Source organism: Blastochloris sulfoviridis (genome assembly GCF_008630065.1).
GTDB lineage: Bacteria > Pseudomonadota > Alphaproteobacteria > Rhizobiales > Xanthobacteraceae > Blastochloris > Blastochloris sulfoviridis.
Genome location: NZ_VWPL01000002.1, coordinates 42,206 through 54,609, shown reverse-complemented (window position 1 = coordinate 54,609; position 12,404 = coordinate 42,206). Strand labels below are relative to the sequence as shown.

Here is a 12,404-nt window from a genome sequence, read left to right as displayed (position 1 = left end):
GACACACAGGTCGAGGTCGCGGCCGATCATGGACGCCGGCGCGACCGACGGGAAGAAACGCAAGAAGAGCCGCACAACGCAAGAAGAGCCGCACCATGAGTACGACCATATCGGGCTCGCGCAAGATCCTCGTGGTTGACGACGACGAGGATCTGCGCACGGCGCTGGTCGAACAGCTCGACCTGCACAAGGAATTCGAGACCATCGCCACCGAGACCGCCCGGGCCGGCATCGAGGCCGCCAAGGCCGGCCACATCGATTTGGTGATCATGGATGTCGGCCTGCCGGACATGGACGGCCGCGAGGCGGTGCGGGAGCTGCGCCAGGCCGGGTTCAAGTCGCCGGTCATCATGCTCACCGGCCACGACGCGGATTCGGACACCATTCTCGGCCTGGAGGCGGGCGCCAACGACTATGTGGTGAAGCCGTTCCGCTTCGCGGTGCTGCTGGCGCGCATCCGCGCCCAGCTGCGCCAGCACGACGCCAGCGAGGACGCGGTGTTCACCGTCGGCCCCTACAGCTTCCGGCCGAGCCAGAAGCTGCTGGTCAATGCCAAGGGCTCCAAGATCCGGCTGACCGAGAAGGAGACGGCAATCCTGCGCTATCTCTACCGGGCCGACCTGAAGCCGGTGGCGCGGGACGTGCTGCTGTCGGAGGTCTGGGGCTACAATTCCGGCGTCACCACCCACACACTCGAAACCCACATCTACCGGCTGCGCCAGAAGATCGAGACGGATCCGGGCAATGCGCAGCTCCTGGTGACCGAGGGCGGCGGGTACAAGCTCATTCCATGACGGTTCGGCTGGCCGATGGCTCTCGATGACGACGTCGCGCTGCTGGAACGGGTGGCCGTGCTGCAGGTCCTGGGGCGCGACACGCTGCGCATTCTGGCGATCGGCGCCGAGACGAAACGCCTCAAGGCCGGCGAGACGCTGTTCCGCGAGGGCGACGAGGCCGACTGTGCCTATGTGGTGGTTAACGGCAGCATCGGCCTGAAGCATGCGCTGAAGTCCGGCCAGGCGGAGGTGCAGGCCGGCCCCGGCGCGCTCCTCGGCGAGACCGCGCTGATCACCGAAGTGCGCCGCCCCGCCACTGCCACCGCCCGCGAGAGCACCACGCTGCTGCGCATCCCGCGCAACACCTTCCTGCGCACGCTGGAAGGGTTTCCGGTCGCCGCCGGCCGGCTGCAGGCGCTGCTGGCCCAGCGCATGGCCGACACCGTGGCCGACCTCGCCCGGGTGCGCCAGCAGCTGGAGAGCCTCGACGCGACCGGGCAGCCGCGGCCGGCGTGATCTGGTTTTCATTCGGTCCAACCGGACGTTCCATCACACGCCAGGATCGGCAGAGCGCCGGCAGTCCGCTACACTGGCGGGCATGGTTCGAATCGCGCCCATCGCCTCGCTCGCCGTCGCCGCCCTCCTCGGCACGACCCTCCTCGGCTCGACGCCCGCCCGCGCGGTCGGCCCGGTCGACGGCCCGCCGCTGCCCGCCGCCTGCATCGAGGGCGTCAAGGCCGAGGCGCGCGCCAAGGGCGTGCCCGACGCGGTGCTGGAGCGCGCCTTCCGCGGCCTGCTGACCGACGCCTCCGTCGTCGGCTTCCTGCAGAACCAGCCGGAGTTCCGCACCCCGGCGTGGGACTATGTCGCCGCCCTGGTCGATGACGAGAAGATCGCCGACGGCAAGCGGCTGCTGAAGGAGCACGCCGCGCTGCTGTCGCGGCTGGAGGCGAAATACGGCGTCGAGGCCACCACCATCGTCGCGGTGTGGGGCATCGAGAGCGACTACGGCAAGACCGTGGGGCTGCGCCACATCGTGCGCTCGCTGGCGACGCTGGCCTGCACCGCGCCCCGGCGTCGCGACTATTTCCGCACCGAGCTGATCGCGGCGCTCAAGGTCGCCGCCACCAACGAGATCCCGTATGAGGCGCTTTACGGCTCGTGGGCCGGCGCGTTCGGCGGGCCGCAGCTGATGCCGACCGTGTTCTTCCGCGTCGCGGTGGACGGCTATAACGACGGCAAGCGCGACGTCGCCCGCTCGGTGCCGGACGTGCTGGCGTCGATCGCCAATTTCGTACGGCTGAACGGCTGGCGCGCCGGCCTGCCCTGGGGCGTCGAGGTCGAGCTGCCCGACAGCATCTCCGAGGGACAGACCGGGCGGCTGACCCGCAAGCCGGTCTCGGCCTGGGCGGCGGCCGGCGTGCGGCGGGTCGACGGCCGGGCGCTGGCCGGCGGCGGCCTGCCGGCCGCTGCCCCGTCGGCCATCATCCTGCCGGCCGGGCGGCGTGGGCCGGCCTTCCTGGTCACCCGCAATTTCGAGGCGTTCTACCGGTACAATCCCACCATCGTGTACGCCATGTCGATCGGCCACCTCGCCGACCGGCTGCGCGGCGGCGGCCCCATCCTCACCCCCTGGCCGACGAGCGAGCGCCCGCTCGACCGCGCCGGCCGGCGCGAGCTGCAGACGCTGCTGATGCGGGCGGGCTTCGATATCGGCGGCGTCGCCGACGGCGTCATCGGCCGCCAGACGGTGGCCGCCATCCGCACCGTGCAGCATAAGAACGGCCTGCCGGTCACCGGCCGCGCCACCGCCGACGTGCTGGAGGCGCTCCGCCGCGGGCGCTGAGCATGATGCGCAAAAGTGGGAACCGGTTTTGCGATAACATCATGCTCCAACAAAATCTAAATGGCCGCCGCAGCGCTGGGTGACGTGCAGCCCGCGCTGATACTTGCGGCCCGCCCCGCGAGCTTCTAGAGGAATCGTCTCATTCTCGTCGTCCCGGCCGAGGCGGAGTCGAGAGCCGGGACCGCATGCAGACAAATGACCTGCTGACGATCCCGGCTCTCCGCTCGGACCAGATGTCCTCGCTGCGGCCGGGATGACGCCAACACACCCGCTGACAGCCCTGCGAGATGCGTCATGCCTTCGTTCAAGCTCCTGCTTCTGCCCGGCGACGGGATCGGCCCCGAGGTGATGGCGGAGGTGAAACGCCTGCTCGCCTGGTTCGAGACGCGCGGCATCGCCACCTTCGACTATGACGAGCGGCTGGTCGGCGGCTCCTCCTATGAGGCCGACGGCGTCGCCATCACCGATTCGACCATGGATCTGGCCCATGCCGCCGATGCCGTGCTGTTCGGCGCGGTCGGCGGGCCGAAGTGGGACGGCGTGCCCTATGAGGTGCGCCCCGAGGCCGGCCTGCTGCGCCTGCGCAAGGATCTCGGCCTGTTCGCCAATCTGCGCCCGGCGATCTGCTATCCGGCCTTGGCCGAGTCCTCCTCGCTGAAGCGCGATCTGGTCGAGGGCCTCGACATCATGATCGTGCGCGAGCTCACCGGCGGCGTCTATTTCGGCGAGCCCAAGACCATCACCGACCTCGGCAACGGTCAGAAGCGCGCCATCGACACGCAGGTCTACGACACCTACGAGATCGAGCGCATCGCCCGCGTCGCCTTCGACCTCGCCCGGAAGCGCCGCAACAAGGTGACCTCGACCGAGAAACGCAACGTCATGAAGTCGGGCCTGTTGTGGAACGAGGTGGTCACCGCCGTCCACACGCGCGAATACCCGGACGTGGAGCTGGAGCACCAGCTCGCCGACGCCTGCGGCATGCAGCTCGTGCGCCGGCCCAAGCAGTTCGACGTCATCGTCTGCGACAATCTGTTCGGCGACATGCTGTCGGACATCGCGGCGATGCTGACCGGCTCGCTCGGCATGCTGCCCTCCGCCTCGCTCGGCGAGGCCAATCCGGCGACCGGCAAGCGCAAGGCGCTCTACGAGCCGGTGCACGGCTCGGCGCCCGACATCGCCGGCAAGGGCCTCGCCAACCCGCTGGCCATGATCGGCTCGTTCGGCATGGCGCTGCGCTATTCGTTCAATCTCACCGACGCCGCCGACCTGCTCGACCAGGCCACCGCCAATGTGCTGGCAAGCGGCCTGCGCACCGCCGACATCGCCGCGCCGGGCCAGGCGACGGTCGGCACCAAGGCGATGGGCGACGCCGTCCTGTCCGCGCTCGACGCGCTGGCGGGGTGAGCGGGTTTCTGGCTGTTGAACTTGAAACGGGCCTCGGCCGAGGAAGACCCTCACCCTCTCCCCTTGCGGGAGAGGGTGCCGAGCGATCTTCAGATCGCGAGGCGGATGAGGGATGATATCGAGCCGGCTTGAAGCAACCCCTCACCCGGTTCGACCTCGCTGTGCTCGGTCTCACCACCCTCTCCCGCAAGGGGAGAGGGAAAGGGGAAGAAGGCTCAGAACGGTAGCGGCCGGATGCCGCCCAATTCGAACGGTTGCGGCAGGTTGAACTGGCCGCCGTCGCCGCCGGGGCCGGTGTTCCACGACATCGGCACACCGGGGCGGAAGCGCAGGTCGGTCGCATAGTCGGCCGCCGTGCGCGCCGAAACGGCCGTGCCCGGATAGAGATAGGACTGGTCCTTCGTCACGGTGATCCGCGACGGCGCCCGCCGGCTCTGGGCGTCGGCCGCGCTCGGCAGAAGTGTCGTCGCGGCGATGCCGAGCACGACGGTGGAAACAAGAAGACTGGCGAGCCGCATGGCACCCTCGATCCCGGTTTGATCACACACTAATGACCTTCGCGTGCCGCCGCCAGGGCGGATTGCTCAGGACAACGCCGTTCCGGCCCCACAGTTGCATCGCCGCAACGACCTGCGGCGAGCCGCCCGCGGAACCACGCCTACTCTATCGCGTTAGCGGTAAATACTTAAGGAACGCGTGCATGTATCAGCCCGGAAAGTGGTTCGACGCCCTGTTTGCGGATCCGCCCGAGCGCGGACAGGTGATCTGGCTCGACCGGCGGGCGGCGGCGCGGAAGGCGCGCAGCGTGCACGCGCCGCCGCCGACGCTGGGCGGGGAGCGCGGACTGCTGGTGCCGTTTGCCACCTTCGTGGCCCGAGCCCAGGCCAAGCGGCGGCTGCGCGGCCGGGCGGTGTGAGGCGAAGTCCGCCCGGCAGGGCCGCAAACCGCCGTCCGGTCGCCGAAAATCCCGCCTTCGATCCCGGGTTTGAGGCAGGATCCCTGCTGCGATCCCGCAGGGATCACCCAGCAACCGGATCACGGCGTGCGCGCGGCGTGCGTGTTGTGTCCGCGCCGCTTGTGCAATAGAAGCCGAGGCTCCCGGAATGGACTTGGAGTCGACCCGGACTCCCAGGTTGCCGCCGATTGTCCGCGGTCCGGGATGTTCGCCGGAGAGTCAAGGATGGGTTACTCGGTCGCCGTTGTCGGGGCCACAGGCAATGTGGGCCGCGAAATGCTGTCGATCCTCGCCGAGCGGGGCTTTCCCGCCGATGAGGTGATCCCGCTCGCCTCGCGCCGCAGCATGGGCGTGGAGGTCTCCTACGGCGACAAGACGCTGAAGGTGAAGGCGCTGGAGAACTTCGACTTTTCGACGACCGACCTGTGCCTGATGTCGGCCGGCGGCGCGGTGTCGAAGGAGTGGTCGCCGCGGATCGGCGCGCAGGGGTGCGTGGTGATCGACAATTCCTCGACCTGGCGCACCGACCCCGACGTGCCGCTGATCGTGCCGGAGGTCAACGCCGACGCGGTGGTGGGCTTCACCAAGAAGAACATCATCGCCAACCCCAACTGCTCGACCGCGCAGCTCGTGGTGGCGTTGAAGCCGCTGCACGACGCCTTCACCATCAAGCGGGTGGTGGTCGCGACCTATCAGTCGGTCTCGGGCGCCGGCAAGGACGCGATGGACGAATTGTTCAGCCAGACCCGCGCGGTGTTCACCGCGCAGGAGATGGAGACCAAGAAGTTCCCCAAGCGCATCGCCTTCAACCTCATTCCCCAGATCGACGTCTTCATGGAGGACGGCTCGACCAAGGAAGAGTGGAAGATGGTGGCCGAGACCAAGAAGATCCTCGACCCCAAGATCAAGCTCACGGCCACCTGCGTGCGCGTGCCGGTGTTCGTCTCCCACTCGGAGGCCGTGAACGTCGAGTTCGAGAAGCCCGTGACGGCGGACGAGGCGCGGGCGATCCTGGCGCGCGCCCCGGGCTGTCTGGTGATCGATAAGCACGAGCCCGGCGGCTACATCACCCCGGTCGAGGCCACCGGCGAGGATGCCACCTATATCAGCCGCATCCGCGAGGACAGCACCATCGACAACGGCCTGAACTTCTGGTGCGTGTCGGACAATCTGCGCAAGGGCGCGGCGCTGAACACCATCCAGATCGCCGAGCTGCTGATCAACCGCAAGCTGATCCAGCCGAAGAAAAAGGCGGCGTGAAAGTCTTTGGGCTTCCTAGGGCGCAATCTTGAAGCGTATTGCGCCCCATGCCCGTTGCCACCGGCGCAATACGGTGCCGCTATTGCGCCCAACAGAGCTTGATATTCACGATGCTTGATACGCGAAGGGGCGCCCTCGGGCGCCCCTTCGTCGTTCAGGCGGCAGTATAAACTGGCATCACAACCGCCGCGACTCGACGGCCGAGAACAGGGCGACCGCCAGCGCCGCCAGCGCCGCGAAGAACACCAGCGCCGGCACGCCGGTGATGTCGGGCAGCGTCACCCGGCCGAGGTTCCACCACGCCAGCACCGTGTCCTTGAGCCAGGGATAGTTGAAGCCATAGAGCATGCCGCCGACCAGCATGCCCACCGCGCCGACCAAGGCATGGACGCTGCCGGTGGCGATCGCCGCCACCCCCGTGCCCGGGCAGTAGCCGTAGAGCACCATGCCCACCCCGAACAGCGCCGAGCCGAGGAGCACGCCGCCCATATTGGCGTCGCGTACCGCCATCTTGGCGAAGCCGAGATCGACCAGCGCCAGCACGCCGACGCCGCCGACGATGATCGCCGTCAGCATCACCTTGAGGACGGTGAAGTCCTTGAATCGGAACTGGTTGATAATGGTGTCGTAGTGCGTCACCCGGCCGCGGTCGAGCAGCCAGCCGAAGGCGAAGCCGAACACCACGGCGAGGACGAGGGCGGCGGTACCGGTCATCGGGAACATCGGCGTCTCCTCAGCGCGGCTGACGGAACAGGATGAAGGCGGTGAGAAGGCCGGTGGTAAACATCACCGCCAGGAACACCCAGCCGACCACCGCGAGCTGCAGCCCCTGCGAGATGCCGTTGCCCGACGTGCAGCCATTGGCGAGGCGGGCGCCGTACATGGCGATGACGCCGCCGACGAAGGCCACCGCGTAGCGCTTGAGCGGCGAGGGGCCGAACCGCTCGGCCCACACTGCAGGCACCGTCTCCAGCCGCCAGGTGCGGGCGGCGAGCGAGGAGGCCAGCGCGCCGAGGAAGGTGCCGACCAGGAACAGGGTTCCATAATCGAGCCGCATCGGATGGCGCGCCCAATAGGCGTTCTGCGCCACGGCCTCGGCGCCGACCAGCGGCACCGCGAGCCCGCCCGAAAGCTGCGACACCGCGGTGGTGATGCCGATCGGCGCGGCGACGACGACGAACACCACCCAGCTGAGGACGCCGATTCCGGCGCCCACCAGATAGGGGCTCCAGTCGATGCGGCCGTGGGCGGCGGTGGAGGTTGACAGGGAGCTGACGGTCATGGGGACACCGGCGCGGTTGACGAAATATATGTATATTATTGAATGTGTTCTAGGGTCGCGACGCTGTTCCGTCAACGCCGGCCATCACATCCGGTTTCCGCCCATTCCGACGGGATCGTCCGGAGGCCGTATCACGCGCCGTCGGCGTCCACCGCCTCGGCCCGGAACGGATTGCGCTGCGCCACCGGCACGAAGCGGTCGGTAGCCGGGTCGAGCCGCTCCAAAAGCCCGGTGGCGATGGCGAAATAGGCGCCGTGCAGATGGAGCAGGCCGGCCTCCACCCGCTCGCGCACCCAGGGGAACGTCATCAGATTGGCCAGCGACTGGCGGATGCCGGCATATTCCAGCCGCGCCACCGTTGCGTCCGGCAGGTCCGGGGCGGGCACGATGCCGGCGGCGGCCGCCGCCGGTTCGAGCAGCGACATCCATTGGCCGATGAAGTCGCCGGCCCCGAGATCGGTGTGCCGGCGGGCATAGGCCATCACGCCGCCGCAGCTCGCATGGCCGAGCACCACGATGTCCTCGACCTTGAGCGCCAGCACAGCATATTCCAGCGCCGCCGAGGCGGCGCGGTGGCCGCCGGGCTCGTAGGGCGGCACCAGATTGGCGACGTTGCGGACGGTGAACAGCTCGCCCGGTATGGCGTCGAAGATCACGGTCGGCGAGACGCGGGAGTCGCAGCAGGCGATCACCATCAGCTTGGGCGACTGGCCCTGCGCCAGCGACTCGTAATGCTCGCGCTCCTCGGCGTAGCGGCGGTCGAGAAACGCCCGGTAGCCGGCGACCAGCCGGGGAGGGAAGGCTTTCTCAGGCAAGGTCTTTTCGCTCATGGCTTCGTCCGCTCAAGGCCGCAACGTCGGTTGCGGACAACGTCATAGGGGCGAAACGTCATAGGGGCGAATGGTTCTGGCGGCAACGCGCCCGTTGACGATCCGTCCACCGATTGCCGGCCTGTCATCGCGCCGCAGGTGTGGTATGACCCGCCTCCCATGACCGCCCCCATGACAATGACCCCCCAAGCTGACCATCCCGCCCCACGCGAGCAGGCCCCAGGCGAACAGGCCCGAGCCAAGCCCGCCGCCGAAGACCACGTGCATGCGCCCGCGGCCGCCCCGAAGGCGCTCGCCTCGGCGTCCGGCAAGCCCTCGATCGCCGGTCTCGGCCGCGGCGGCCTCGCCAAGGCGCTGTTCGAGGTCGGCGTGCCCGAGCGCGAGCTGCGCATGCGGGTGCAGCAGCTCTGGGGCTGGATCTACGAGCGCGGCGTCACCGAGTTCGACGCCATGACCAATGTCGGCAAGGGCCTGCGCGCCACGCTCGCCGACCATTACTCGCTGGCGCGGCCGGCCGTCGCCGCCGAGCAGGTGTCGGTCGACGGCACACGCAAATGGCTGCTCCATCTGCCCGCGCAGGAGGACGGCGAGAAGCCGCACGCCGTCGAGGCGGTGTATATCCCCGAGGCCGACCGCGGCACGCTGTGCCTGTCCTCGCAGGTCGGCTGCACCATGACCTGCGCCTTCTGCCACACCGGCACGCAAAAGCTGGTGCGCAACCTCACCGAGGCCGAGATTGTCGGCCAGATGCTGGTGGCGCGCGACCGGCTGGGCGACTGGCCGGGGGCGTCCCCGCCCGAGGACGGCACCGTGCCGACCGATGGCGGCCGCTTCGTCACCAATATCGTGATGATGGGCATGGGCGAGCCGCTGTTCAATTTCGAGGCGGTCAAGCGCGCCCTCCTCACCGTCGCCGACGGCGACGGGCTGTCGCTCGGCAAGCGGCGCATCACGCTGTCCACCTCCGGCGTGGTGCCGATGATCGGGCGCACCGGCGCCGAGATCGGCTGCATGCTGGCGATCTCGCTGCACGCGGTGCGCGACGATCTGCGCGACGTGCTGGTGCCGCTCAACCGCAAATATCCGATCCGGGACCTGCTCCAGGCCTGCCGCGACTATCCCGGCCTGTCGAATGCGCGCCGCATCACCTTCGAGTACGTGATGCTGAAGGGCGTGAACGACAGCCCGGCCGATGCCCGCGAGCTCATCCGCCTGCTTCGGGGCATCCCGGCCAAGATCAACCTCATCCCGTTCAATCCCTGGCCGGGCACGTCCTACGAATGCTCGGACTGGGGGACCATCGAGCGCTTCTCCGAGATCGTGTTCGACGCCGGCTATGCCAGCCCGGTGCGGGCGCCGCGCGGCCGCGACATCTTCGCCGCCTGCGGCCAGCTCAAGAGCGAGACCGAGCGGCTCTCCGCCCGCGAGCGGCTGGCGCTGCGCGCCATGGCCGCGGCGGAATAGGCGCCCGATGAACGCAGTGTGGCGCGTCGTCGTCATCGCCTTCGGCCTGATCGTGGCGGCGGGCGCGGGCCTGGTGTTTCTCGTCTCGGCGCTGGCATCGGCCGATTTCGGCGAGGCGGGGCCGGAGATCATCGCCCAGTTCGCGCTGTTCGCCTGGCTCTTCACCTTCTTCAGCGCCGAGCAGGGCCTCGATCCGGTCTCGATGCTCGGCCTGCTCATCGCCTCGCTGATCATCGTGCCGGTGGCGATGCCGGGCGCGCTGGTGGCGATCCTCGCCGAGGCGTTCGGCTGGCGCTCGCTAACCCTGCACATGGCCGCCAATGCCGCGCTGGGCGCGCTCGCCGCAGCGGCGGCCGGCTTCTATGACCTGCTGGCCCTCGACCAGACGACGGCCGCCGTCGCACCTGTCGAATCCCGCGCCGTGCTGGTGATGGCGGCGACCGGCGGCGTGGTCGGCTTCGTCTACTGGCTCGTCGCCGGACGCAACGCCTCCGGTTTTCTCAACAGGCAGATCACGTCATCGACCCGAGATGCTGACGCATCGGGCCGTTGAGGCTCGCGGATTTTCGATTCCCGAAATCCGTGATTTCACGAAAATCCGCGACCGGAACCAACGGCCGGCTTTCGCCGCCGTTGGCGTCAGCTCCCCCCCGCCCGGGCGGTGATCAGCTTCAGCGCGAACGCCCCCATCACGCCGGCGAACAGCCAGTCGATCCCGCGCATCACCGCCGGCGAGGCGCGCACGATGCCGGCGATGCGGTCGGCCGCCAGCACCATCAGCGAGCAGGACGGCGCCGCCAGCACGATGAAATAGACGCCGAGGAAGCCCAGCCGGCCGGCCGCCTGCGGATCGTCGGCCGCCACGAACTGCGGCAGGAAGGTCACGAAGAACAGAATGACCTTGGGATTGAGCAGGTTGACGCCGAGCCCGGTGGCGTAGAGCCGGGGATAGCTCAGGCGGACGGGTGCCGCGGCATCGAGCGCGAGTCCGCCGCGGTGGCGCAGCGCCTGCCACGCCAGCCACATGAGATAGGCCGCGCCCGCGAACTTCAGCACGTCGAACGCGGTGGCCGAGGCCGCGAGCAGCGCCGAGAGGCCCGCCGCCGCCAGCGCCGAATGGATGAGGATGCCCGACAGCGCCCCGGCCAGCGTGACGAGCCCCGCGAGCCGCCCCTGCGCCACGGTCTTCGACAGGAACAGCGCCATGTCCGGCCCCGGCGTGACGATCAGCACCGCGCAGGCCAGGGTGAAGGCGGCCAGCACGTCGGGCGCCGGCACGGCAAGGACGGGCAGCGACAGCTCAGGCAGCGCAAGCATGGAAAACCTCCGACACGTCTTCTAATCCTTCCCCGGGCCTTCGACCAAGGACGGGCGGCGCGGGCCTCCCGTGCCGGCGGCGCAGGGGCTATGGTGCGGCCGAACCTGCCGGAGCCTCTCATGAAAGCCGTGCTGTCGACCCGTCCGGGCCCGCCCGAGACGCTCGAACTCGTCGACCTCCCCGATCCCGACGCCGGACCCGGCGAGGTGGTGGTGGCGGTGAAGGCGGCGGCGCTGAACTTCTACGACACGCTGATCATCGCCGACCGCTACCAGGAGCGGCCGCCGCGCCCGTTCGCGCCGGGCGGCGAATGCGCCGGCGTGGTGGCCGCGGTCGGCCCCGGGGTCGAGGGCTTCGCGCCGGGCGACCGCGTCGCCGCCTATCTGCGCTGGGGCTGCGCCCAGGAGAAGGTGGCGGTGCCGGCCGGCCAGCTCGTGAAGCTGCCCGCGGGGCTCTCGTTCGAGCGCGCGGCGGCGCTGATCATCGTCTACGGCACCACCTTTCACGCGCTGCAGGACCGCGCCCGCCTCCAGCCCGGCGAGACGCTGGCGGTGCTGGGGGCGGCGGGCGGCGTCGGGGTCGCCGCCATCGAGCTCGGCAAGCTGATGGGGGCGCGGGTGATCGCCTGCGCCTCCTCCCCCGACAAGCTCGCCTTCTGCCGGTCGCTCGGCGCCGACGACACCCTCGACTACACCCAGCAGGATCTGAAGGCCGGCCTGCGGGCGCTGACCGGCGGGGCGGGCGTCGACGTGGTCTATGACGCGGTCGGCGGCCGCTATTCGGAGCCGGCGCTGCGCGGCACCGCCTTCGGCGGCCGCTTCCTCGTGGTCGGCTTCGCGGCGGGCGAGATCCCAAAGATCGCGCTGAACCTGCTGCTGCTCAGCAGCCGGGACGTGCTGGGCGTCAACCTCGGCGGCTGGGCCAGGCGCCACCGCGAGACCTTCCGTGCCGCGCTGGCCAGGCTGTTCGACTGGGCGGCCGAGGGCCGGCTGTCGGTGCCGATCGACGCCACCTACCCGTTGGCCGAGACCGCGGCGGCGCTGCAGGCGATCGCCGGCCGGCGGGTGCGCGGCAAGGTCGTGCTGGTGCCGTGAGCGCCGATCATACGGTTTCCGGTTGATCAGCTCGGAATAACCGCTGGCCGGCAGCCGCCTTCCTTCCCTCTCCCCTTGTGGGAGAGGGTGCCGAGCGAGCGAAGATCGCGAGGCGGGTGAGGGGTGAATCTTCAAGCGCGCGTCCGCATTTACCCCTCACCCGGCTCGACCT

14 protein-coding genes are annotated in these 12,404 nt (G+C 69.3%); 9 read left to right on the top strand and 5 right to left on the bottom strand.

Annotation, left to right across the window (positions count from 1 at the left end):
* Window positions 1-95: 95 nt before the first annotated feature.
* From F1193_RS01305 to leuB, 4 genes are all read left to right on the top strand, one after another.
* Entirely contained in the window at window positions 96-794 is a 699-nt protein-coding gene (locus tag F1193_RS01305; RefSeq protein WP_150095864.1) for a response regulator transcription factor, read from the top strand.
* Window positions 795-809: 15 nt separating this feature from the next.
* Entirely contained in the window at window positions 810-1,292 is a 483-nt protein-coding gene (locus F1193_RS01300; protein WP_150095863.1) for a cyclic nucleotide-binding domain-containing protein, read from the top strand.
* An 82-nt stretch (window positions 1,293-1,374) separates the two neighbouring features.
* The gene (locus F1193_RS01295) at window positions 1,375-2,622 is read left to right on the top strand and encodes a lytic murein transglycosylase (protein WP_150095862.1); all 1,248 of its coding nucleotides are present in this window, start codon (window positions 1,375-1,377) and stop codon (window positions 2,620-2,622) included.
* Between the two features lie 294 nt (window positions 2,623-2,916).
* Complete coding sequence (leuB, locus tag F1193_RS01290; protein ID WP_150095861.1) at window positions 2,917-4,029, top strand: 3-isopropylmalate dehydrogenase; 1,113 nt, start codon at window positions 2,917-2,919, stop codon at window positions 4,027-4,029.
* Window positions 4,030-4,244: 215 nt separating this feature from the next.
* On the opposite strand, the gene F1193_RS01285 is transcribed toward leuB, so the two are convergent.
* Complete coding sequence (locus F1193_RS01285) at window positions 4,245-4,547, bottom strand: hypothetical protein (protein WP_150095860.1); 303 nt, start codon at window positions 4,545-4,547, stop codon at window positions 4,245-4,247.
* A 182-nt stretch (window positions 4,548-4,729) separates the two neighbouring features.
* Between F1193_RS01285 and F1193_RS01280 the strand changes: the two genes are divergently transcribed.
* Window positions 4,730-4,945 (top strand): hypothetical protein, encoded by a 216-nt coding sequence (locus F1193_RS01280; protein ID WP_150095859.1) that lies wholly within the window; start codon window positions 4,730-4,732, stop codon window positions 4,943-4,945.
* Between the two features lie 264 nt (window positions 4,946-5,209).
* Window positions 5,210-6,244: an aspartate-semialdehyde dehydrogenase gene (locus F1193_RS01275; protein WP_150095858.1), complete on the top strand. Its 1,035-nt coding sequence runs from the start codon at window positions 5,210-5,212 to the stop codon at window positions 6,242-6,244.
* A 177-nt stretch (window positions 6,245-6,421) separates the two neighbouring features.
* Here F1193_RS01275 and F1193_RS01270 read toward each other — a convergent pair whose 3' ends face one another.
* The 3 genes from F1193_RS01270 to F1193_RS01260 form a co-directional block, all read right to left on the bottom strand.
* Window positions 6,422-6,967, bottom strand: a complete 546-nt coding sequence (locus tag F1193_RS01270; protein WP_246164056.1) for a YeeE/YedE thiosulfate transporter family protein — start codon at window positions 6,965-6,967, stop codon at window positions 6,422-6,424.
* Window positions 6,968-6,977: 10 nt separating this feature from the next.
* Window positions 6,978-7,526: a YeeE/YedE thiosulfate transporter family protein gene (locus tag F1193_RS01265; RefSeq protein ID WP_150095857.1), complete on the bottom strand. Its 549-nt coding sequence runs from the start codon at window positions 7,524-7,526 to the stop codon at window positions 6,978-6,980.
* A 131-nt stretch (window positions 7,527-7,657) separates the two neighbouring features.
* Entirely contained in the window at window positions 7,658-8,356 is a 699-nt protein-coding gene (locus tag F1193_RS01260; RefSeq protein WP_150095856.1) for a carbonic anhydrase, read from the bottom strand.
* A 177-nt stretch (window positions 8,357-8,533) separates the two neighbouring features.
* Between F1193_RS01260 and rlmN the strand changes: the two genes are divergently transcribed.
* Window positions 8,534-9,820 (top strand): dual-specificity RNA methyltransferase RlmN, encoded by a 1,287-nt coding sequence (gene rlmN, locus F1193_RS01255; protein ID WP_150096003.1) that lies wholly within the window; start codon window positions 8,534-8,536, stop codon window positions 9,818-9,820.
* A gap of 7 nt (window positions 9,821-9,827) precedes the next feature.
* Entirely contained in the window at window positions 9,828-10,373 is a 546-nt protein-coding gene (locus tag F1193_RS01250; RefSeq protein ID WP_150095855.1) for a hypothetical protein, read from the top strand.
* 86 nt (window positions 10,374-10,459) lie between these two features.
* Here F1193_RS01250 and F1193_RS01245 read toward each other — a convergent pair whose 3' ends face one another.
* A complete protein-coding gene (locus F1193_RS01245; RefSeq protein WP_150095854.1) occupies window positions 10,460-11,137 on the bottom strand; it encodes a LysE family translocator in 678 nt (225 codons plus the stop codon).
* 120 nt (window positions 11,138-11,257) lie between these two features.
* Here F1193_RS01245 and F1193_RS01240 point away from each other — a divergent pair, with 120 nt between their 5' ends.
* On the top strand, window positions 11,258-12,232 hold the full coding sequence (locus F1193_RS01240; protein ID WP_150095853.1) for an NADPH:quinone oxidoreductase family protein: 975 nt from the start codon (window positions 11,258-11,260) through the stop codon (window positions 12,230-12,232).
* Window positions 12,233-12,404 lie beyond the last annotated feature (172 nt).

What these genes read in the sequence shown, in the direction of transcription:
- F1193_RS01270 (WP_246164056.1), bottom strand. Translation starts at nt 6,967, where the DNA reads ATGTTCCCGATGACCGGTACCGCCGCCCTCGTCCTCGCCGTGGTGTTC.
- leuB (WP_150095861.1), top strand. Translation starts at nt 2,917, where the DNA reads ATGCCTTCGTTCAAGCTCCTGCTTCTGCCCGGCGACGGGATCGGCCCC.
- F1193_RS01250 (WP_150095855.1), top strand. Translation starts at nt 9,828, where the DNA reads ATGAACGCAGTGTGGCGCGTCGTCGTCATCGCCTTCGGCCTGATCGTG.
- F1193_RS01295 (WP_150095862.1), top strand. Translation starts at nt 1,375, where the DNA reads ATGGTTCGAATCGCGCCCATCGCCTCGCTCGCCGTCGCCGCCCTCCTC.
- F1193_RS01285 (WP_150095860.1), bottom strand. Translation starts at nt 4,547, where the DNA reads ATGCGGCTCGCCAGTCTTCTTGTTTCCACCGTCGTGCTCGGCATCGCC.
- F1193_RS01275 (WP_150095858.1), top strand. Translation starts at nt 5,210, where the DNA reads ATGGGTTACTCGGTCGCCGTTGTCGGGGCCACAGGCAATGTGGGCCGC.
- F1193_RS01305 (WP_150095864.1), top strand. Translation starts at nt 96, where the DNA reads ATGAGTACGACCATATCGGGCTCGCGCAAGATCCTCGTGGTTGACGAC.
- F1193_RS01260 (WP_150095856.1), bottom strand. Translation starts at nt 8,356, where the DNA reads ATGAGCGAAAAGACCTTGCCTGAGAAAGCCTTCCCTCCCCGGCTGGTC.
- F1193_RS01240 (WP_150095853.1), top strand. Translation starts at nt 11,258, where the DNA reads ATGAAAGCCGTGCTGTCGACCCGTCCGGGCCCGCCCGAGACGCTCGAA.
- F1193_RS01280 (WP_150095859.1), top strand. Translation starts at nt 4,730, where the DNA reads ATGTATCAGCCCGGAAAGTGGTTCGACGCCCTGTTTGCGGATCCGCCC.
- F1193_RS01300 (WP_150095863.1), top strand. Translation starts at nt 810, where the DNA reads ATGGCTCTCGATGACGACGTCGCGCTGCTGGAACGGGTGGCCGTGCTG.
- rlmN (WP_150096003.1), top strand. Translation starts at nt 8,534, where the DNA reads ATGACCCCCCAAGCTGACCATCCCGCCCCACGCGAGCAGGCCCCAGGC.
- F1193_RS01265 (WP_150095857.1), bottom strand. Translation starts at nt 7,526, where the DNA reads ATGACCGTCAGCTCCCTGTCAACCTCCACCGCCGCCCACGGCCGCATC.
- F1193_RS01245 (WP_150095854.1), bottom strand. Translation starts at nt 11,137, where the DNA reads ATGCTTGCGCTGCCTGAGCTGTCGCTGCCCGTCCTTGCCGTGCCGGCG.